This window comes from Streptomyces sp. NPDC101166 (assembly GCF_044768125.1).
In the GTDB taxonomy this organism is placed as follows: domain Bacteria; phylum Actinomycetota; class Actinomycetes; order Streptomycetales; family Streptomycetaceae; genus Streptomyces.
Window position 1 is genome coordinate 55,776 of the sequence record NZ_JBIWPF010000016.1, and the last position, 20,069, is coordinate 75,844.

16 protein-coding genes are annotated in these 20,069 nt (G+C 71.5%); 7 read left to right on the plus strand and 9 right to left on the minus strand.

Translation table 11 applies throughout. The features are described from left to right. Positions 1-106: 106 nt before the first annotated feature. Both ACIRS4_RS26660 and ACIRS4_RS26665 read left to right on the plus strand, forming a co-directional pair. On the plus strand, positions 107-586 hold the full coding sequence (locus ACIRS4_RS26660) for a hypothetical protein (RefSeq protein WP_404200767.1): 480 nt from the start codon (positions 107-109) through the stop codon (positions 584-586). Beyond that, positions 583-942 carry a hypothetical protein gene (locus tag ACIRS4_RS26665; RefSeq protein WP_404200769.1) on the plus strand — a complete coding sequence of 120 codons (360 nt, stop codon included), beginning with the start codon at positions 583-585 and terminating at the stop codon, positions 940-942. The genes ACIRS4_RS26660 and ACIRS4_RS26665 overlap by 4 nt, the downstream gene beginning before the upstream one ends. Positions 943-1,144: 202 nt before the next feature. On the opposite strand, the gene rbsD is transcribed toward ACIRS4_RS26665, so the two are convergent. The 5 genes from rbsD to ACIRS4_RS26690 form a co-directional block, all read right to left on the minus strand. Next, complete coding sequence (rbsD, locus tag ACIRS4_RS26670) at positions 1,145-1,534, minus strand: D-ribose pyranase (RefSeq protein ID WP_404200771.1); 390 nt, start codon at positions 1,532-1,534, stop codon at positions 1,145-1,147. After that, positions 1,531-2,433 carry a ribokinase gene (locus ACIRS4_RS26675; protein WP_130436676.1) on the minus strand — a complete coding sequence of 301 codons (903 nt, stop codon included), beginning with the start codon at positions 2,431-2,433 and terminating at the stop codon, positions 1,531-1,533. Before ACIRS4_RS26675 ends, rbsD begins: the two co-directional genes overlap by 4 nt. Positions 2,434-2,506: 73 nt before the next feature. Continuing rightward, the gene (locus ACIRS4_RS26680; RefSeq protein ID WP_404200774.1) at positions 2,507-4,456 is read right to left on the minus strand and encodes a substrate-binding domain-containing protein; all 1,950 of its coding nucleotides are present in this window, start codon (positions 4,454-4,456) and stop codon (positions 2,507-2,509) included. After that, positions 4,446-6,020: a sugar ABC transporter ATP-binding protein gene (locus ACIRS4_RS26685; protein WP_404200776.1), complete on the minus strand. Its 1,575-nt coding sequence runs from the start codon at positions 6,018-6,020 to the stop codon at positions 4,446-4,448. The genes ACIRS4_RS26680 and ACIRS4_RS26685 overlap by 11 nt, the downstream gene beginning before the upstream one ends. Continuing rightward, positions 6,017-7,045 (minus strand): LacI family DNA-binding transcriptional regulator, encoded by a 1,029-nt coding sequence (locus ACIRS4_RS26690; protein ID WP_404200778.1) that lies wholly within the window; start codon positions 7,043-7,045, stop codon positions 6,017-6,019. Before ACIRS4_RS26690 ends, ACIRS4_RS26685 begins: the two co-directional genes overlap by 4 nt. Before the next feature lie 217 nt (positions 7,046-7,262). Between ACIRS4_RS26690 and ACIRS4_RS26695 the strand changes: the two genes are divergently transcribed. The 3 genes from ACIRS4_RS26695 to ACIRS4_RS26705 all read left to right on the plus strand — a co-directional run bounded on the left by ACIRS4_RS26695 (position 7,263) and on the right by ACIRS4_RS26705 (position 11,610). After that, positions 7,263-7,586 (plus strand): hypothetical protein, encoded by a 324-nt coding sequence (locus ACIRS4_RS26695; RefSeq protein WP_404200780.1) that lies wholly within the window; start codon positions 7,263-7,265, stop codon positions 7,584-7,586. A 216-nt stretch (positions 7,587-7,802) separates the two neighbouring features. Next, positions 7,803-10,049 (plus strand): ATP-dependent RecD-like DNA helicase, encoded by a 2,247-nt coding sequence (locus ACIRS4_RS26700; protein ID WP_404200782.1) that lies wholly within the window; start codon positions 7,803-7,805, stop codon positions 10,047-10,049. A 262-nt stretch (positions 10,050-10,311) separates the two neighbouring features. Next, entirely contained in the window at positions 10,312-11,610 is a 1,299-nt protein-coding gene (locus tag ACIRS4_RS26705) for a citrate synthase (RefSeq protein WP_404200784.1), read from the plus strand. Between the two features lie 770 nt (positions 11,611-12,380). On the opposite strand, the gene ACIRS4_RS26710 is transcribed toward ACIRS4_RS26705, so the two are convergent. From ACIRS4_RS26710 to ACIRS4_RS26720, 3 genes are all read right to left on the minus strand, one after another. Further along, positions 12,381-14,657 (minus strand): heavy metal translocating P-type ATPase, encoded by a 2,277-nt coding sequence (locus ACIRS4_RS26710; RefSeq protein WP_404200786.1) that lies wholly within the window; start codon positions 14,655-14,657, stop codon positions 12,381-12,383. A 176-nt stretch (positions 14,658-14,833) separates the two neighbouring features. Further along, positions 14,834-15,073: a heavy-metal-associated domain-containing protein gene (locus tag ACIRS4_RS26715; RefSeq protein ID WP_404200788.1), complete on the minus strand. Its 240-nt coding sequence runs from the start codon at positions 15,071-15,073 to the stop codon at positions 14,834-14,836. A 126-nt stretch (positions 15,074-15,199) separates the two neighbouring features. Beyond that, positions 15,200-15,925 carry a TetR/AcrR family transcriptional regulator gene (locus tag ACIRS4_RS26720; RefSeq protein WP_404200790.1) on the minus strand — a complete coding sequence of 242 codons (726 nt, stop codon included), beginning with the start codon at positions 15,923-15,925 and terminating at the stop codon, positions 15,200-15,202. A gap of 181 nt (positions 15,926-16,106) precedes the next feature. Here ACIRS4_RS26720 and ACIRS4_RS26725 point away from each other — a divergent pair, with 181 nt between their 5' ends. Together ACIRS4_RS26725 and ACIRS4_RS26730 are read left to right on the plus strand one after the other, a co-directional pair. Beyond that, positions 16,107-18,338 (plus strand): MMPL family transporter, encoded by a 2,232-nt coding sequence (locus ACIRS4_RS26725; protein ID WP_404200792.1) that lies wholly within the window; start codon positions 16,107-16,109, stop codon positions 18,336-18,338. Between the two features lie 94 nt (positions 18,339-18,432). Next, positions 18,433-19,476, plus strand: coding sequence for a zinc-dependent alcohol dehydrogenase family protein (locus ACIRS4_RS26730; protein WP_404200794.1), 1,044 nt, complete (start codon positions 18,433-18,435; stop codon positions 19,474-19,476). Here the strand turns inward: ACIRS4_RS26730 and ACIRS4_RS26735 are convergent. Further along, on the minus strand, positions 19,457-20,020 hold the full coding sequence (locus ACIRS4_RS26735; RefSeq protein WP_404200796.1) for a GNAT family N-acetyltransferase: 564 nt from the start codon (positions 20,018-20,020) through the stop codon (positions 19,457-19,459). The two genes, ACIRS4_RS26730 and ACIRS4_RS26735, sit on opposite strands and share 20 nt — an antisense overlap. Between the last annotated feature and the right edge of the window lie 49 nt (positions 20,021-20,069).

Here is a 20,069-nt window from a genome sequence, read left to right on the forward strand (position 1 = left end):
TCCCGCCCGTATCCGAGAGTGAGCGTCACGTCCTGTCCCACTCCTGCGCCCCGATCACTCGTCCGAGGGATGGTGTCCCAGTGAGTTTCGAAGTAGTTTCAAAGTCATGGGGACTGAGGGTGCGGCTGTGAACTTCTCCGAGCTCGTGAACAAGAACAAGCAGACGTTGGCGCGGCTCCAGAAGTCACCGAGACTGCTCCTGCATCGCAGAGACGGCGAGGACCTGGTCCTCACCACCGCGGCGCGAGCCGAGCAGGACCAGACCGTGGTGTCGGCAGCCACCCGGATGCTGGCCGCGATGGCGCGCCGTGAGCCCGGAAGCATGGAGCTGCTCCTCGACATACTGCCGGACGCGTTCCCATGGGTCCGCTTCCTGCCTGAGCCGGATCTCCATGCTTTCGCCGTCGACCTGGTGGAGACGATGCGTGCCGCTGATTCGGTCGGCAACAGCGCGTCCGTAGCTCAGCTGCTCATCGCGTGGCAGCACACCGCCGAGGTGTACTCCGACCCCGAGCTGCTGGCCGCGCTGACCCGCGATCACGGCGAGGACTACGGTCCGGCGCCAGACCCGCGGGACGTCCTGTGACCCCGGGCCGCGGCGACCGCGCCGCACCACCGGCGCCAGAAGGCCACTGGGAAGTCCGCTTCGCGGACGCGGCCTCCGCCAAGGGATGGGACAACCTCGCCCGACAAGCCCGCGAGAACACCTACCGCGCCTGGATCACCATGCGCACCGACCCCAGGCCGGCCGCCGAGACACCCCGGCACCATCGACTCAAGGGGAGTCTCGCGCACGGTACACATCGGGGTCAGCCCTGCGAGCAGTGGCAGATCGAGGTGACCGGCGGCGGCCGTGTCTGGTACCTCCTCGACATGACCCGTGGCACCTGCTGGATCACCTTCGCGGGCACGGGGCACCCGCGAGCCACGGATCGAAGCTGATCGTCCTTTGCCCCCGCTCTCCCCACCCCACCGGAAAATCACCCGTAGCCCGAGCAACCGTCTCCACCCTCGGTGTGTCGTACAAGGTGTCAGGGCTCTGGAGGGGGATCCGGGGGGATCGCGGGGGTCTTGGCGTCGGGAGGGGGGCACAAGGGGCCCGGTCGACGGACCGGGCCCCTCGCAGCTTCCACAAGCGTCCCTCTCAGAAGAACACCCCGCACCGCAGCAGCACGTTCGCGTACGGCCGCGCCTCACCCGTGCGTACGACCAGCCGCGCCCGGGCCGACAGCTCCTTCAGCTCCTCGTGCGGGACCAGGGCCAGCGCGGGGAAGTGCCCGTCCAGCAGCGCCGAAGCCGCCGGGTTGGCCCGGCGCACCTCGCTCGCCGCCGTCGCCCCCTCCACGACCAGCTCGTCGAGCAGACCCTCCAGCACCTCCGCGAAGGACGGCACCCCCGCCCGGAACGCGAGGTCCACCACGCGCGGCCCGTCCGGTATCGGCATGCCGGCGTCGCACACCAGCACTCCGTCCCCGTGCCCCAACTCCGCGAGCGCGCCCGCCAGATGACGATTGAGGATCCCCGCCTTCCTCACAGCGCGGCCACCTCCTGCGCCGTCGGGAACGACTCCTGCGCGCCCCGCCGGGTGACCGCCGCCGCCCCGACCCGCGCCGCGTACGCCGCCGCCTCGGCCAGCGACGATCCCGTCCCCAGCTTCCAGGCCAGCGCCGCCGTGAAGGAATCGCCCGCGCCCGTGGTGTCCACCGCGTCCACCGGCACCGACGCCACCCGGACCACGCCCTCGGCCGAGGCCGCCAGCGCGCCGTCCGCGCCCAGCGTCACGACCACCGACCGCGGCCCCTTCGCCAGCAGGATCCGCGCCCAGTCCTCGGGCTCGTCGCCCACCGCCGCGTCCCCGAGGATCACTCTCGCCTCGTGCTCGTTGACGATCAGCGGATCGCACGCCGCCAGCACCTCGGCGGGCAGCGGGCGCGGCGGGGAGGGGTTGAGGACGAAACGGCTGCCGGGCGCGAGACAGCGCACGACCTCCACCACCGTCTCCAGCGGGATCTCCAGCTGCGCCGACACCACCCGCGAGGCGTGGAAGAGACCGGCCGCCGCCCGCACGTCCTGGGGCGTCAGCCGGCCGTTCGCGCCCGGCGACACCACGATGCTGTTGTCGCCCGACGGGTCCACCGTGATCAGCGCGACCCCGGTCGGCGCCCCGCCCACCAGCAGGCCCACCGTGTCCACCCCGGCCGCCCGCTGCGCGTCGAGAAGCAGCCGCCCGTGCGCGTCGTCGCCGACCCTGGCCAGCAGCGCCGTACGGGCGCCGAGACGGGCCGCCGCCACCGCCTGGTTGGCGCCCTTGCCGCCCGGATGGACGGCCAGGTCCGAGCCGAGGACCGTCTCCCCGGCCCCCGGCCGCCGTTCGACGCCGATCACCAGGTCGGCGTTGGCCGACCCCACGACCAGGAGGTCGTAGTCGTACATGAAGAAACTCCCCTGAAGCGTGGCCCGGGGCGGGCGGCCCCCACCGTGGTGACCGCCCGCCCGCGTGCCGGTGTCAGCCGCTGAACCCGGCCACGTTCTGCTTGGTGACCACCTTCACCGGCACCTTCACCGTCTGCTCGACCTTTTCGCCGCGCAGCGCCTTGAGCGCGTTGTCCACGGCGATCCGGCCCAGCTGCGACGGCTGCTGCGCGACGGACGCGTACAGCGTCCCCTGTTCAACGGCCTTCAGCCCGTCCGGAGTTCCGTCGAAGCCGACGACCTGCACCGACGTGCCCGCCTTGGCGCCCAGCGCCTTGATCGCGCCGAGCGCCATCTCGTCGTTGGCGGCGATGACGCCCTGGACGTCCGGGTGCGCCTGGAGCAGGTTCGACATCACGTCGAGTCCCTTGGTGCGGTCGAAGTCGGCCGGCTGCTCGGCGAGGACCTGGATGCCGGGGAAGGCCTTCAGCCCCTTGGCGAACCCTTCCGCCCGCTCCCGGGCCGCCGAGGTGCCCGCCTGCCCCTGAAGGATCACGATCTTGCCGTTGCCGCCCAGCTTCTCGGCGACCGTCTTCGCGGCCAGCTCACCGCCGGCGACGTTGTCGGAGGCCACGAGCGCGTCCGTGGTCGCCTTGTTGACGCCGCGGTCGACTGCGATCACCGGGATGTCCGCCTTGTCCGCGGCCCGCACCGACGGTCCCGCCGCGTCCGAGTCCACCGGGTTGACGATGATCGAGTCCACGCCGGAACTGGTGAAGTTCTGCAGCTGGTTGGCCTGCTGCGAGGCGTCGTTCTGCGCGTCGGTGACCGTCAGGTCCACGCCCAGCTTCTTCGCCTCGGCCTTCGCGCCGGACTGGATCTGCACGAAGAACGGGTTGTTGAGGGTGGACAGCGCCAGCCCGACCCTGGGGTTCGCCGTCGCGGAGGAACCGCCGTGCAGGAACGAGGTCGCGCCGACGATCGCCACGGTGACCACGGCCGCGAGCCCGTACGTCGCCGCCTGCCTGCCCTTGCCGCCGCCGGCCCCGGCGGCCACCGGGGTCGCCCCGGCCTTGCGGCGCACGGTGTCCAGCAGCACCGCCAGCGCGATGACGACGCCGATGACGACCTGCTGCCAGAACGCCGACACGCTCAGCAGGTTGAGCCCGTTGCGCAGCACCGCGAGGATCAGCGCGCCGATCAGGGTGCCGGAGGCCTTGCCCGTACCGCCCGCGAGGGAGGCGCCGCCGATGACGACGGCGGCGATCGCGTCCAGTTCGTAGCCGTCGGCGGCCTGCGGCTGCGCCGAGGACAGCCGGGAGGCGAGCACGACGCCCGCGGCGGCGGCGAACACGCCGGACAGGGCGTAGATGGCGAGCTTCTGCTTCTTCACCCGCAGCCCCGACAGCCGGGCCGCCTCCTCGTTGCCCCCGATGGCGTACATCGAGCGGCCTATGTAGGTCCGGCCGAGCACGAACGCGGCGACCAGACCCATGACGATCATGACCAGCACCGGTACGGGCAGCCAGCCGCCCAGCGTGTCGCCGAGGTGCGAGACCGAGTCGGGGAAGGCGATCGGGGAGCCCTCGGAGATCACCAGCGACAGACCGCGCGCCACCGACAGCATCGCCAGCGTGGCGATGAACGGCGGGAGTTTGCCGTACGCGATGAGGAAGCCGTTCACCAGACCGCACACGACGCCGGTGACGACGGCCAGGGCGACGGCGATCGCCACGGGCACGCCCTGCTGGGTGGCGCTCCACGCCAGCACGGTCGCCGACAGGGCCGCCACCGAGCCGACCGACAGGTCGATGCCCGCCGAGACGATCACGAAGGTCACGCCGAAGGCGAGGATGGCGGTCACGGCCGCCTGGACGCCCACGTTGAGCAGGTTGTCCGTGGTGAGGAAGTCGCCCGACAGCGCCGACATGGCGACGACGAGGACGATGAGCGCGGTGAGCGCGCCGTTGTCGAGGAGCAGACGGCGGACCGCCGCGGCGCCGCCACCGGCGCCCGTGGTGCTCTTGAGCGTGTCAGCGGCCACGGCCGGCCTCCACTTCGGTCGTAGGGGTGATAGGGGTGGTAGGGGTCGTACGGGTATCGGCAGCGCCCTCGTCGCCGGGGGTGCTCACCGCGAGGGCCATCACCGCGTCCTGCGTCGCCTCGCCGGCCGGCAGTTCCCCGGCGATCCGGCCCTGGGCCATCACCAGCACCCGGTCGCTCATGCCGAGCACCTCGGGCAGGTCGCTGGAGATCATCAGGACGGCGGCCCCGGCGGCCGTCAGTTGGTTGATCAGCTGGTAGATCTCGACCTTCGCGCCGACGTCGATGCCGCGCGTCGGCTCGTCGAGGATCAGCACCCGGGTCTTCGCGAGCAGCCACTTGCCGATGACGACCTTCTGCTGGTTGCCGCCGGACAGGGTGCGCACATGCTGGCTGAGGCCCGCCATCCGCACCCCGAGCTGCTCTGCGATCCGGTCGGCGGCCTCGTGCTGCCCCTTGAGGTCGACGAGCCCCGCGCGCGTGGCCGACCTCAGGGTCACCAGACCGAGGTTCTCCTCGACGGAGGCGTCCAGCACCAGCCCCTGGCCCTTGCGGTCCTCCGGTACGAGACCGATCCCGGCCGCCATGGCCGCGTTCACGTCATGCCGCCTCAGGGCGGCGCCTTCGACCCTCACGGCTCCCCGGTCGTAGGGGTCCGCCCCGAAGACGGCCCGTACGACCTCGGTGCGACCGGCGCCGACGAGCCCGGCGACGCCGACGACCTCACCGGCGCGCACCTCGAAGCTGACGTCGTGGAAGACGCCGTCGCGGGTGAGACCCTCCACGGACAGCAGGACCTCGCCGGCGCCGGGGCGCTCGCGCGGGTACTGCTGCTCGATGGAGCGGCCCACCATGAGCCGGACGAGTTCGTCCTCGGGGGTGGAGGCGGGCACCTGGCCGACGCTCCTGCCGTCGCGGATGACGGTGACGCGGTCGCCCAGGGCGGCGATCTCCTCCAGGTGGTGCGTGATGAACACGACGCCCACGCCGTCCTCGCGCAGCCTGCGCACGATCGCGAAGAGCCTGTCGACCTCCTCGGAGGTGAGCACGGCGGTCGGCTCGTCCATGATCAGCACGCGCGCGTCCAGGCTCAGCGCCTTCGCGATCTCGACCATCTGGAGCCGGGCGATGCCCAGTTCGCGCACCCGCGCGCGGGGCGACACCTGGACGCCGACCCGCTCCAGCAGGACGGCCGCCTCGGCCTCCATCCGCCGCCGGTCGATCATCCCGAAGCGGCGCGGCTGCCGTCCCAGGAAGATGTTCTCGGCGACCGTCAGGTCGGGGACGAGGTTGAACTCCTGGTAGATGGTGGCGATCCCGAGGCGTTCGGCGTCCTGCGCGCCCTGGATGCGCACCTCCTTGCCACCGGCCAGGATCCGCCCGGCGTCGGGCGTGTAGGCGCCGGAGAGCATCTTGATGAGGGTGCTCTTGCCCGCGCCGTTCTCACCGAGCAGCACATGCACCTCGCCCCGGCGGAGGTCGAAGTCGACGCCGTCGAGCGCGACCACACCGGGGAAGGTCTTGCGTATGCCTTCGATGCGCAGCAACTCGTCCGGGTTGCTCACGACGTACTCCTTCGTACGGGGGACTGTGAGGGGCCCGGCTCGCCGCACGAGCGGCGTACGACGAGACGGGCGGTGAGGGTGACGGACAGCGGGGGCCGCCCCTCGATGCGGTCGACGAGCGCGCGCACGGCGGCTCGGCCCAGTTCGCCGGTGGGCTGGGCGATGGCGGTGATGGGCGGATCGGTGTGCACGAACCAGCGGATGTCGTCGAACGCCGCCAGCGCGATGTCGTCCGGGACGCGCAGTCCACGCGCGCGTACGGCGTCCAGCGCGCCCAGCACCATCAGGTTGTCCGCGGCGAAGACCACCTCGGGCGGCTCGGGCAGGTCGAGGAAGCCCTCGGTGACCCGCCGTCCGCTCTCGGCCTGGAAGTCGCCCTGCCCTATGTAGGCGTCGGGCAGCGGGAGTCCGTATTCGGCCATGGCGGCCCGGAAGGCCTCGACGCGCTCGCTGCCGGTGGTGGTGGCGGCCGGGCCCGCGATGATGGCGAGCTTGCGGTGCCCCAGCCCGTGCAGATGCGCGACCAGGTCCCGCACGGCCTCCCGGCCGTCCGCCCGTACCACCGGCACGTCGACGCCCGGAATCCACCGGTCGACGAACACCATCGGCGTCCCCGCGAGCGCGGCGTCCAGCATCAGCGGGGAGCCGCCGTCGGTGGGGGAGACGAGCAGGCCGTCGATGCGGCGGTCGAGCAGGTTGCGGACGTGGTGGTCCTGGAGGTCGGGCCGCTCGTCGGCGTTGCCGATGACGACGCTGTAGCCGAGCGCGCGGGCCTCCTCCTCGACGGAGCGGGCCAGTTCGGTGAAGTACGGGTTGAGCACGTCGCTGATGACCAGGCCGAGGGTGTGGGTCTGGTCGGTGCGCAGCGACCGGGCGACGGCGTTGGGGCGGTAGCCCAGCGTCTGGACGGCGGCCAGCACGCGCGTGCGTGCGTCGGCGCTGACGGACGGGTGGTCGTTCAGGACGCGCGAGACCGTGGCGACGGAGACCCCCGCCTCGGCGGCGACGTCCTTGATGCTCGCCATCGCCGGTCCACCTCCTCGTGGAACTGGATGCAGTCGTGGAATCGATTACATCGACGTGTGCGGACGATTGGAATCGATTACATGGGGGGAATCAAGTCCCTGAAGTGGCCGAAACCGAACCGTGATGAAGTCCGAAGGCGTCCGCGCCCGGGATCTAGGCTGCCCCTGTCCGATGCGGGTGGCATGCCCGCGCCAATCCATAGGGGAGCAATCAGCTATGCGCGCAGCTCGGATACTCGGTGTGGCCATGGGGGCCGCCGGCCTGGTCGGGACCTCGTTCGTCGTCGCCGGGCCGGCGGCCGCCGCGGGGTGCACGGCCAAAGCCCTGGAGACGGTGGTCATCCGGTCCACGACGAGCACGGGCGGCACGGCTCTCGCCCAGCTCAACAGGGGTCAGAGCGCGTCCGCGTCCTGCACCATGTACTACGGCAGCGCCTCGTACGAGAAGTGCGACATCGTCAGCAAGCGCTGGGTGAAGGTCACGAGAAGCGGCGTCACCGGGTATGTGGTCGGCACCTGTGTGACGATCACGGAGAACTGACCCGGCCGCCCGGCGCCGGCGGGCGGCCCGCCCTGTCGGTGCCGGGCGGTACCGTCGGATCATGTCCGACAAGGCGGGGGCCTCCCAGGCGGGAGAGCGGCGACTGGCCACGCTCGAAGGCATGCTCGAGCGGATCACATGGTTTTGACAAGCCGGTGATCGGGCTGAAGGGCGGGAGCCGCTCACGCTGTCAGAGCCGGCCGGTACCGTCGGATCATGTCCAGGCAAGAGGCAGAGTCGGACCGCCGGTTGGCGACGTTGGAAGGCGTGCTCGAGCGCATCACGTACGCCAACGAGGAGAACGGCTACACGGTCGCGCGCGTGGACACCGGCCGGGGAGCCGGCGACCTTCTCACGGTCGTCGGCGCGCTCCTCGGCGCGCAGGTGGGGGAGTCCCTGCGCATGGAGGGCCGCTGGGGCTCCCACCCGCAGTACGGCAAGCAGTTCACCGTCGAGAACTACACGACCGTCCTGCCCGCCACCGTCCAGGGCATCCGCCGCTACCTGGGCTCCGGCCTGGTCAAAGGCATCGGCCCGGTGTTCGCCGACCGCATCACCCAGCACTTCGGCACCGACACCCTGAAGATCATCGAAGAGGAGCCTAAGCGCCTCGTCGAGGTGCCGGGGCTCGGCCCCAAGCGCACCAGGAAGATCGCCGACGCATGGGAGGAGCAGAAGGCGATCAAGGAGGTCATGCTCTTCCTCCAGACCGTCGAGGTCTCCACCTCCATCGCGGTGCGCATCTACAAGAAGTACGGCGACGCCTCGATCTCCGTCGTGAAGAACCACCCCTACCGGCTGGCCGCCGACGTGTGGGGCATCGGCTTCCTCACCGCCGACAAGATCGCCCAGTCGGTCGGCATCCCGCACGACAGTCCCGAGCGCGTCAAGGCGGGCCTGCAGTACGCCCTTTCGCAGTCCGCCGACCAGGGGCACTGCTATCTGCCCGAGGAACGGCTCATCGCCGACGCGGTCAAGCTCCTCCAGGTCGACACCGGGCTCGTCATCGAGTGCCTCGCCGAGCTGTCCCAGCCGGACGAGGACTCCGGCGAACCCGGTGTCGTACGCGAGAAGGTGCCCGGCCCCGACGGCGGTGAGGAGGTCAGCGCCGTCTACCTCGTCCCGTTCCACCGCGCCGAACTCTCCCTCTCCGCCCAGCTGTCCCGTCTGCTGCGCACCGGCGAGGACCGGATGCCGGGCTTCCGTGAGGTGGACTGGGACAAGGCGCTGGCGTGGCTGAAGGGTCGCACCGGGGCCGACCTCGCGCCCGAGCAGCAGGCCGCCGTCAGGCTGGCGCTCACCGAGAAGGTCGCCGTGCTCACCGGCGGCCCCGGCTGCGGCAAGTCCTTCACCGTCCGCTCGGTCGTGGAGCTGGCCCGCGCGAAGAAGGCGAAGGTCGTGCTCGCCGCCCCGACCGGTCGCGCCGCCAAGCGGCTGGCCGAGTTGACCGGTGCCGAGGCCTCGACCGTCCACCGCCTGCTGGAGCTCAAGCCCGGCGGCGACGCGGCATATGACCGCGACCGCCCGCTCGACGCCGATCTGGTGGTCGTCGACGAGGCCTCGATGCTGGACCTGCTGCTCGCCAACAAGCTGGTGAAGGCCGTTCCGCCGGGCGCTCACCTGCTCTTCGTCGGGGACGTCGACCAGTTGCCCAGCGTCGGCGCGGGCGAGGTGTTGCGCGATCTGCTCGCCGAGGGCGGTCCCGTTCCCGCGGTGCGCCTGACGCGTGTGTTCCGCCAGGCCCAGCAGTCCGGCGTGGTGACCAACGCCCACCGGATCAACGCCGGTCAGCATCCGCTCACCGACGGCATGAAGGACTTCTTCCTCTTCGTCGAGGACGACACGGAGGAGGCCGGCCGGCTCACCGTGGACGTGGCCGCCCGCCGCATCCCGGCCAAGTTCGGGCTCGACCCGCGCCGTGACGTCCAGGTGCTGGCCCCCATGCACCGTGGACCCGCCGGCGCCGGCGCCCTCAACGGGCTGCTCCAGCAGGCCATCACGCCGGGCCGCCCCGATGTGCCCGAGAAGCGGTTCGGCGGCCGGGTCTTCCGCGTCGGCGACAAGGTCACCCAGATCCGCAACAATTACGAGAAGGGGGAGAACGGTGTCTTCAACGGCACGGTGGGCGTGGTCACCGCGCTCGATCCGGTCGACCAGCGCCTCACGGTGGTGACGGACGAGGACGAGGAGGTGCCGTACGAGTTCGACGAACTGGACGAACTGGCCCACGCGTACGCGGTCACCATCCACCGTTCACAGGGAAGTGAATATCCCGCCGTGGTGATCCCCGTCACCACCGGGGCATGGATGATGCTGCAGCGGAACCTGCTGTACACGGCGGTGACCCGGGCCAAGCGGCTGGTCGTCCTCGTCGGTTCGCGCAAGGCGATCGGCCAGGCCGTGCGCACGGTGTCGGCGGGGCGTCGCTGCACGGCGCTCGACTTTCGTCTCGCGGGCTCGTGACCTCGCCTCGCAGCCCGGTGGCAAGCCCTTGCTGAGGCCTCGGTGGAGGCACGGTGAAAAATGATCGATCAAATGAGTCGTGAAGGTCACAGAGCACTTCCGCAAGCGTGACGCAGACGGCAGGATGAGCAAGTTGGCGGCACTGAGTGCCGTCGGCAAGCCCAATGGTCGACCCCGAGTGCACTCTCCTGCGCCAAATGGGGGATGGTAGAGACAGTCAGGGCAACCTCGAAGAAGAGGCACAACGTCGGTGAGGGATGACGTGAGCGAGCACACCAACAACGCTGTAGTACTGCGGTACGGCGACGGCGAGTACACCTACCCGGTGATCGACAGCACCGTCGGCGACAAGGGCTTCGACATCGGGAAGCTCCGCGCTCAGACCGGTCTGGTGACCCTGGACAGCGGATACGGCAACACCGCCGCCTATAAATCCGCCGTCACCTACCTCGACGGCGAGGCCGGCATCCTGCGGTACCGCGGCTACCCGATCGAGCAGCTGGCCGAGCGCTCCACCTTCCTGGAGGTGGCCTACCTGCTGATCAACGGTGAGCTGCCCACCGTCGACGAGCTCTCCTCGTTCAAGAACGACATCACGCAGCACACCCTGCTGCACGAGGACGTCAAGAACTTCTACCGGGGCTTCCCGCGCGACGCCCACCCGATGGCCATGCTGTCCTCGGTCGTCTCCGCGCTGTCCACCTTCTACCAGGACAGCCACAACCCGTTCGACGAGAAGCAGCGCAACCTCTCGACCATCCGGCTGCTCGCCAAGCTTCCGACGATCGCGGCGTACGCGTACAAGAAGTCGATCGGTCACCCGTTCGTCTACCCGCGCAACGACCTCGGCTACGTCGAGAACTTCCTGCGCATGACCTTCTCGGTCCCCGCGCAGGAGTACGAGCTCGACCCGGTCGTCGTGTCCGCCCTGGACAAGCTGCTCATCCTGCACGCGGACCACGAGCAGAACTGTTCGACCTCCACCGTCCGCCTGGTCGGCTCCTCGCAGGCGAACATGTTCGCCTCGATCTCCGCCGGCATCAACGCGCTCTGGGGCCCGCTGCACGGCGGCGCCAACCAGTCGGTGCTGGAGATGCTGGAAGGCATCCGCGACTCCGGCGGCGACGTCGACACCTTCATCCGCAAGGTGAAGAACAAGGAGGACGGCGTCCGCCTGATGGGCTTCGGCCACCGGGTCTACAAGAACTTCGACCCGCGCGCCAAGATCATCAAGGCCGCCGCGCACGACGTGCTGTCCGCCCTCGGCAAGTCCGACGAGCTGCTGGACATCGCGCTGAAGCTGGAGGAGCACGCGCTCTCCGACGACTACTTCGTCTCGCGCAGCCTCTACCCGAACGTCGACTTCTACACCGGCCTGATCTACCGGGCCATGGGCTTCCCGACCGAGATGTTCACGGTCCTGTTCGCCCTGGGCCGCCTCCCGGGCTGGATCGCCCAGTGGCACGAGATGATCAAGGAGCCCGGCTCCCGCATCGGCCGTCCCCGCCAGATCTACACCGGAGTGGTGGAGCGGGACTTCGTCCCGGTCGAGGAGCGCTGAGTCCTGCGGGGCTGAGCGCGGTGGCTGTGCCGGCCGGGCCGCGAGGCTTCGGTCGGCGGCGGGCCGAGCGCACTGTTTGATCGTCCGCGGCGCCGTCGTGGCTGGTCGCGCAGTTCCCCGCGCCCCCAGGGGTGCTGCCGAACCGGAGTGAAGCGGGAGCCGTCCGTCAGGGCGGCTCCTTTGCGTGTCGGTGCATACAGAAGGCGCCCTGGTGCGCCGGTCCCCCCACGGGCCGACGACCAGGGCGCCTTCCCATGTCCCGGTGCGGATTCCCCCCACGGGATCCGGCCGGGCGCTTGTGAGGACACAGCGCCTGAATCGCTGATGCCGATATGCGGTTGTCGTGCCGACGGGAGTTGAGCAGAACGAGCGGAACTCGCCGTACTCCTGCCGTGTGCGGTCTGCCGGGACAACGCACGCTGGGAGGGCCGCTCAAAGCTTCCCGGTGTGCGTGCCCCGGCAACGCATCTCTGAGGAAGTCCCCCAAGACATCCCCAGATGTCAGGTCGCGCCCCCCAAGACGCTTGCTGACATCGTCAACTTAGACCGTCGAACCCCTTCGATGGTTACGTTCGCATCACTGTGATCTGTGTCTCTTGCGTATGTCCTGAAAGATGCGCAAGAGCCCGGATACAGCGACCGAGGCCCAAGCGTAAGGATGATGCGCGAGCCTTGTGAAGAGCTTATGTGAGGCTCGCGCCGGACTCCAGGGGGACTGTTGTTTCGAGTTGGCCTAACCGTGGGTAACTTCCGGGGTCGCCCCGGTCGTGTCAGCGGAACGTCCGCAGCCGCAGACTGTTCGTCACCACGAACACCGACGAGAAGGCCATCGCCGCCCCGGCCAGCATCGGGTTCAGCAGCCCCGCCGCGGCCAGCGGCAGCGCGGCCACGTTGTACCCGAAGGCCCACACCAGGTTCCCCTTGATCGTGGAGAGGGTCCGCCGGGAGAGCCGGATGGCGTCCGCGGCGACCCGCAGGTCACCGCGGACCAGGGTGAGATCGCCCGCCTCGATCGCCGCGTCCGTGCCTGTCCCCATGGCCAGGCCCAGATCGGCCGTGGCGAGCGCGGCCGCGTCGTTGACGCCGTCGCCGACCATCGCGACGACCCGCCCCTCGCGCTGCAGCCGCTCGACGACGGCGACCTTCTCCTCCGGCAGCACCTCGGCCACCACCTCGTCGATCCCGACCTGTGCGGCCACCGCCTCGGCCACCGCCCGGTTGTCGCCGGTCAGCAGCACCGGCGTGAGCCCCAGTGCGCGCAGCCGCCGTACCGCCTCGGCGCTGGTGTCCTTCACCGCGTCGGCGACCGCGAGCACCCCGCGCGGGGCCCCGTCCCAGCCGACGACGACCGCGGTGCGTCCGCCCCGCTCGGCCTCGTCCTTGGCGCGGGCCAGCTCCGCCGGGAGACTCCCGGCGTGCTCGGCGAGCCGCCCCACGGCCACCTCGTGGCCCTCCACGCGCCCGCGTACGCCACGCCCTGGCACGTTCTCGAAGTGCTCGGCCGCCGGCAGCCGCCCGGCCCGCTCCTCCGCGCCCGCGGCCACCGCGCGGGCGACCGGGTGCTCGGAGGCGTGCTCCAGGGCGCCCGCGAGCCGCAGCAGCTGCTTCTCGTCGACGCCCTCGGCGGCGTACACCTCGTGGAGGGTCATCCGGCCGGTGGTCACCGTGCCCGTCTTGTCCAGGACGACGGTGTCCACGCGCCGCGTGTTCTCCAGGACCTCCGGCCCCTTGATGAGGATGCCCAGCTGGGCGCCGCGCCCCGTCCCCACCAGCAGCGCGGTGGGCGTGGCGAGCCCCAGGGCGCACGGGCACGCGATGATCAGCACGGCGACCGCCGCCGTGAACGCGGCCGCGGTGTCCCCGGTGAGCGCGAGCCACGTCCCGAAGGTCGCCGCCGCGATCAGCAGCACCACGGGGACGAAGACCCCGGCGACCCGGTCGGCCAGCCGCTGCACCTCGGCCTTGCCGTTCTGCGCGTCCTCGACCAGCCGCGCCATCCGCGCGAGCCGGGTGTCGGCGCCGATCCGGGCGGCCTCGACGACGAGCCGCCCGCCGGCGTTGACGGTGGCGCCGGTGACGGCGTCGCCCGGTCCGACGTCCACCGGGACGGACTCGCCGGTCAGCATCGACGCGTCGACCGCGGACACGCCCTCGACGACGGTCCCGTCGGTGGCGATCTTCTCGCCGGGCCGTACGACGAACCGGTCCCCGACGGCCAGGCGGTCCACCGGGATGCGCACCTCGCGCCCGTCCCGCAGCACGGCGACGTCCTTGGCGCCCAGCTCCATCAGCGCCCGCAGCGCCGCTCCCGCGCGGCGCTTGGAGCGGGCCTCCAGATAGCGGCCGAGGAGGATGAAGGCGGTGACTCCCGCGGCGACCTCCAGATAGATCGCCGACGCGCCGTCCGTCCGCGAGACGGTCAGCTCGAAGGGGTGCCGCATGCCGTCCATGCCCGCGTCGCCGAAGAACAGCGCCCACAGCGACCAGCCGAACGCGGCCAGGGTGCCGACCGAGACGAGCGTGTCCATGGTGGAGGCGCCGTGCCGCAGATTCGTCCACGCCGACCGGTGGATCGGCAGGGCGCCCCACACCACCACGGGCGAGGCCAAGGTGAGCGACAGCCACTGCCAGTTGTCGAACTGCAGCGCCGGGACCATCGCGAGCAGCACGACGGGCGCGGCGAGGAGGGCGGAGACGACGAGCCGGCCGCGCAGCGCGGCCAGTTCGGGGTCGGCCGGGGCCTCGTCCGCCCGCTCGGGGTCCGGGGCGGGGGGCGCGGGCTCCTCGGCGGTGTACCCGGTCTTCACGACGGTGGCGATCAGGTCGGCGACCTCGGTCCCGGCGGGGTAGGCGATCTTCGCCTTCTCCGTGGCGTAGTTGACCGTGGCGGTGACGCCGTCCATGCGGTTGAGCTTCTTCTCCACGCGGGCCGCGCAGGAGGCGCAGGTCATCCCGCCGATGAGCAGCTCGACCTCCGTGGTTGCGCCCCCGTCGGGAAGGCTGGTGGCGCCGGCTATCGGGGTCCCTGTGGCTGTGGTGCTGGACATGTCCGTACTCCAGAGAGCGAACGGGCCGTACGGACCCGGCGACGCGGTCGGTGCGGCCCGGTGCGGGGGAGGGCGAGGGGGGGAGCGCCCGAGGCGGCCCGGGGAGCTCAAGGGGGCTCGGGGTGTGGCGCCCGGGGAGCGGGCGCCGCGGGAACGGGTGCCCGGGGAGGGGCGTCTCAGGCGCGGCCGACCAGTTCGAAGCCCGCCTCGTCGACGGCGGCGCGCACGGCCTCCTCGTCCAGCGCGTCGGCGGAGACGACGGTGACCTCGCCGCTGGAGGCGACGGCCTGCACCGAGCTGACGCCGGGAATCTCCGAGATCTCGCCGGAGACGGCGCCCTCGCAGTGGCCGCAGCTCATGCCGCTCACCTTGAAGACGGTGGTGACGGAGCCCGGGGTGTCGGTGTGGGCGGTCATGTCGTTACTCCTCGTTGGGGCGTGGGGCTGAGGGGGCCTGTGAGGGCCTCCGCTTACCACACTATACCCCTAGGGGGTATTTCTCCAAGGAACCTCGGCCCGGGCGGTGCGAGGCGGAGGGGCTCTTCAGTCCTGGCCGGGGCGGTCGTCCGTCAGCGGCCGCAGGTAGCGGATGAGCACGTCCTTCAGCTCCTCGACGTACGCGTCCCGCTCGGCGCCCTCGTGGCCGAGGACCAGTTCCAGCCCCGACTTGTAGATGCCGAGGCACATGTGGGCGGTGCGGGTGAGGGCGGCGGGCGGCGTGTCGGGCAGGAGCGAGGCGAGCAGGTCCTCGATCCGGGAGAGCAGCGTGGTGTGCAGCGCGTCGTGCTGCTCGGCCACGCGGCCCGGGATGTCGGGGCCGTGCATCAGGGCGAAGAACACCGGGTGCTCGCAGTTGAAGGCGATGAAGCGGTCGACGGCGGCGCCGACGGCCTCCTCCAGCGGGGTCGCGGGATCGACCGGGGCGAGCGCCTCGCCGTAGGTCTCGCGCATCTCGTGCATGAGCCGGCCGCCCAGCTCGATGGCGATCGCTTCCTTGTTCGGGAAGAACTGGTAGAGCGTCCCCGGGGAGACGCCGGCCTCGCGGGCGATGGCGTTGGTGCTGGCGGCCGTGTAGCCGGTGCTGCAGAAGACGGACGCGGCGGCTTCCAGGAGCTGGGCGATACGGCGCTCGCCGCGGGCCTGGCGGCGGCGCGGCTGCTCCTTCTCCTGGCTCCCGGCGGCGTCGGGTGCGGTGTCGGGCGCGGTCTCGGGCACGCGTTTTCCCCAGTTCTCCGAACGCGATTGACAAACGCGAGCGGTCGCTCGCATTCTGGGTGAGGTAAAACGCGAGCGACATCTCGTGTTCGCCAGTCTATGGCTGTGCCTGTGGCTGTGGCAGATCCATGCTGCCTGTTCGGGGCCGCCGGGGCGCGACGCGCTCCGCGGTCGCGGCGCGTCCGCCGCGTTCAGCGAGTCCAGTAGGGGAGTCAAGGTGAAGGGGCACCGCACGATGACCGAAGTCGACGGCCCACCGCGCGTCGGGGGCTGGACGCGGCGCGTGACCGCGCGCCCCCGGCTGATCCTGCTCGCCGCGCTGGTGCTCACCGCGCTCGCGGTGCTGGCCGGCAGCGGGGTGGCCGACCGCCTGGGCAGCGGCGGCTGGCAGGACCCGGCCGCGCAGTCCACGTACGCGACCGAGGCCCTGGAGCGCGAGTTCCCCGACTCCCAGCCGAATCTGCTGCTGCTCGTCGACACCGGCCGGGCCTCGGTCGACGATCCGGCGGTCGCCGCCGAAGCCGGCCGTCTCGTGAAGCGGCTGGCCGCCGAGAAGGGCGTCGTCGGCGTGGGCTCCTACTGGCAGGCGCCGGCCGGCCGGGCCCCCGCCCTGCGCGCCGAGGACGGCCATGAGGCGCTGATCGCCGCCCGGCTCACGGGCGACGAGAAGACCACGGGCGAGACCCTGGAGCGCATCGCCCCCACCTACCGGGGAGCGCACGGCCCGGTGAAGGTCACGCTCGGCGGCATGGTCGCCGTCCGGCACGAGATGCAGACGACCATCCAGGAGGACCTCCTCCGCGCCGAGATCATCGCTCTGCCGATCACCCTGGTGCTGCTGGTGATGGTCTTCGGCAGCGCGGTCGCCGCCCTGCTCCCCCTCGGTATCGGCATCGTCGCCATCCTGGGCACCAACGCGGTCCTCAGCGGCCTCGCGGAGTTCACCGACGTCTCGATCTTCGCGATGAACCTCACCACTGCCCTCGGCCTCGGACTCGCCATCGACTACGCCCTGTTCATCGTCCGCCGCTTCCGCGAGGAACTGGCCACCGGCGCCGAACCACCGACGGCCATCGCCACCACCCTGCGCACGGCGGGCCGCACCGTGCTGTTCTCGGCGCTCACCGTCGCGGTCTCCCTCGCGGCGATGCTCGTCTTCCCCCAGTACTTCCTGCGCTCCTTCGCCTACGCGGGCATCGCGGTCGTGCTGCTGGCCGCCGCGGCGGCCCTGGTCCTGCTGCCGGCCGCCCTGATCCTGCTCGGCCACCGCGTCGACGCCCTGGACCTGCGCCGCCTGTTCCGCAGGCGCGGGCCGGCGGCGAAGCCCGCAGGCGAGACCGGCCCGGAGGGCGGCGCGGCCTGGGGGCGCACGGCCACACTGGTGATGCGCCGTGCCCCCTTCTTCGCCCTGGGCACCACGGCCGTCCTCGTCCTCCTCGGCCTGCCCTTCCTGGGCGTCAGGTTCGGCACCGCCGACGACCGCCAACTGCCCGCCTCCGCCGAGTCCCACGTCGTGCAGCAGCACATCCGGGACGGTTTCCCGGGCAGCCCCGGCGGCGCCCTGGAAGTCCTCGCCGAGGGCAGGGCGAGCGCGCCCCAGTACGCGGAGTACGGGCAGCGCGTCGCCGCCCTGCCCGAAGTGGCCCGGGTGGACGGCCCGTTGGTGAAGGGCGACACCGCCTACTTCACGGTGCAGCCCGAGGGCGAGGCCGTAGGCGACTTGGCCCAGCGCCTGGTCGGCGACCTGCGCGCCCTCGACGCTCCCTTCGACACCAAGGTGACCGGCACGGCGGCCGTCCTGGTCGACTCCAAGCACGCGATCGCCGAGCGGCTCCCCTGGGCGCTGGCCGTCATCGCGATCGTCACCCTGCTGCTGGTCTTCCTGCTCACGGGCAGCGTGCTCATACCGCTTCAGGCGGTTCTGCTGAACGCGCTCAGCCTGACGGCGATGTTCGGCGCGGTGGTCTGGGTCTTCCAGGACGGCCATCTCTCCGGCCTCCTGGGCTTCACCAGCCCCGGCTCCATCGAGACGACCCTGCCCGTCCTGATGTTCTGCGTCGCCTTCGGCCTCTCCATGGACTACGGCGTCTTCCTGCTCTCCCGGATCAAGGAGGAGTACGACCACACGGGGGACCACGAAGGGGCGGTCCGCCTGGGCCTCCAGCGCACGGGCGGTCTGATCACCGCCGCGGCCGTCATCCTGGCCGTGGTGATGGTCGCGATAGGCACCTCACGCGTGACCAACACCAAGATGCTCGGCCTGGGCATCGCGCTGGCGGTCCTGATGGACGCGATGGTCGTCCGCAGCCTCCTGGTACCGGCGATCATGCGGCTCACGGGCAGGGCGACCTGGTGGGCGCCGGCGCCTCTGCGGCGGTTCCACGCCCGCTTCGGCGTCAGCGAGGGAGGACCGGCCCCGGCCGCCGAGACCGCACCCGAGCACGACACGGTGGGGGCGCGCGGCTAGCGTTCGCGGTGGTCCCGGTGTCCCGGTGATCCGGGGTGAGCCCGGTGGTCCTGGGCGCTGCGGGCGGCGACGGCGAAGGCGAGGGTGAGGGCGCATGCGGGCTGTGGTGTTCGAGCGGTACGGCGAGCCGGCCGAGGTGCGGGAGGTGGCCGACCCGAGGCCCGCCCCGCACGGAGTGGTCGTGCGCGTGGAGGCCACCGGCCTGTGCCGCAGCGACTGGCACGGCTGGATGGGCCACGACCCCGACATCACGTTGCCGCACGTCCCCGGTCATGAACTCGCCGGTGTCGTGGAGGAGGTGGGCGTCCGGGTCACCCGCCGGCGTCCGGGCGACCGGGTGACCGTGCCGTTCGTGTGCGGCTGCGGCGCCTGCCCGTCCTGCGCGGCGGGGGACCACCAGGTGTGCGAGCGCCAGACCCAGCCCGGTTTCACCCACTGGGGCTCCTTCGCCCAGTACGTGGCCCTGGACCACGCCGACGTGAACCTGGTCGCGATCCCGGAAGACCTGTCGTACGCCACCGCGGCCTCGCTCGGCTGCCGGTTCGCGACCGCGTTCCGGGCGGTCGTGCGGCAGGGCCGGGTGGCGCCGGGGGAGTGGGTGGCCGTGCACGGCTGCGGCGGAGTGGGTCTGTCGGCGGTGATGATCGCCGCGGCCTGCGGGGCGCGGACGGTCGCCGTGGACGTCTCCCCGCAGGCCCTGGACCTGGCGCGGCGGTTCGGCGCGACAGTGTGCCTGGACGCGCGGGAGACGCCGGACACCGCTTCGGCGATCCGCGAGCTGACCGGCGGCGGCGCCCACCTCTCCCTGGACGCGCTCGGCTCGCCCGCCACCTGCGCGGCGTCGGTGAACGGCCTGCGCCGCCGCGGCCGGCACGTCCAGGTCGGCCTGCTGCCCTCGGCGGACGGCACGACGCCCGTCCCGCTGGCCCGAGCGGTCGCCCTGGAGCTGGAACTCCTCGGCAGCCACGGCATGGCTGCCCACGCCTACCCGCAGATGCTGGAACTGGTCCGGGCCGGGGTGCTGCGCCCCGACCTGCTGGTGACGTCGACGATCGGGCTGGACGCCGTGCCGGGGGCGCTGGCCGCGCTGGGGACGGCGCCGGGAGCGGGAGTGACGGTCATCGAGCCGTGGCGGTGAGGGCGGCCCACTCCCGGTCCAGGAGCGCCATCAGCACCTCGTCCACCCACACCCCGCCCCGGAACGCGGCTTCCCGCCGCACGCCCTCGACCGTGAAGCCGACCTTCTCGTAGACCCGCCGGGCGCGTGCGTTGTCGCCGTACAGCTCCAACTGCACGCGATGCAGGCCCAGTCGATCGAAGGCGTGACCGACGATGAGCCGGGTCGCCTCGGTGCCGAGGCCCCGGCCGCGCCCCTGGGGCCCGATCAGCGTGCGGAAGGTGCAGGAGCGGGCGTCCGGGGCCCACTCGTGCAGGACGACCTCGCCCACGAGGAGTCCGGTGGCGCGATCGGTGACGGCGAGGTCGAGCCGGTCGGTCTGCGCGGAGCGGCCGGCGTACCAGGAACGCACGCTGTCCAGGGTGAGGTCGCCGCTCGCCGGGAAGGTGAAGCGGACCACCTCGGGGTCGCCGATGATCTCCCACATGGTCTCCGCGTCGGCCTCGGTGAAGGGCCGCAGCACGGTCTTCTCGCCGGTGAGAGTCGGCTTGACGGTGAAGTCCATGGGCAGCACTGTGCCCCACCCGAAGGCGGGGCACAGAACGCTTTTCGCT

Excerpts from the sequence above, each read along its gene's own strand:
- ACIRS4_RS26660 (WP_404200767.1), top strand. The coding sequence starts at position 107 with ATGGGGACTGAGGGTGCGGCTGTGAACTTCTCCGAGCTCGTGAACAAG.
- ACIRS4_RS26675 (WP_130436676.1), bottom strand. The coding sequence starts at position 2,433 with ATGTACGACTACGACCTCCTGGTCGTGGGGTCGGCCAACGCCGACCTG.
- ACIRS4_RS26690 (WP_404200778.1), bottom strand. The coding sequence starts at position 7,045 with ATGGCGAGCATCAAGGACGTCGCCGCCGAGGCGGGGGTCTCCGTCGCC.
- ACIRS4_RS26695 (WP_404200780.1), top strand. The coding sequence starts at position 7,263 with ATGCGCGCAGCTCGGATACTCGGTGTGGCCATGGGGGCCGCCGGCCTG.
- ACIRS4_RS26700 (WP_404200782.1), top strand. The coding sequence starts at position 7,803 with ATGTCCAGGCAAGAGGCAGAGTCGGACCGCCGGTTGGCGACGTTGGAA.
- ACIRS4_RS26710 (WP_404200786.1), bottom strand. The coding sequence starts at position 14,657 with ATGTCCAGCACCACAGCCACAGGGACCCCGATAGCCGGCGCCACCAGC.
- ACIRS4_RS26715 (WP_404200788.1), bottom strand. The coding sequence starts at position 15,073 with ATGACCGCCCACACCGACACCCCGGGCTCCGTCACCACCGTCTTCAAG.
- ACIRS4_RS26720 (WP_404200790.1), bottom strand. The coding sequence starts at position 15,925 with ATGCGAGCGACCGCTCGCGTTTGTCAATCGCGTTCGGAGAACTGGGGA.
- ACIRS4_RS26725 (WP_404200792.1), top strand. The coding sequence starts at position 16,107 with ATGACCGAAGTCGACGGCCCACCGCGCGTCGGGGGCTGGACGCGGCGC.
- ACIRS4_RS26730 (WP_404200794.1), top strand. The coding sequence starts at position 18,433 with ATGCGGGCTGTGGTGTTCGAGCGGTACGGCGAGCCGGCCGAGGTGCGG.
- ACIRS4_RS26735 (WP_404200796.1), bottom strand. The coding sequence starts at position 20,020 with ATGGACTTCACCGTCAAGCCGACTCTCACCGGCGAGAAGACCGTGCTG.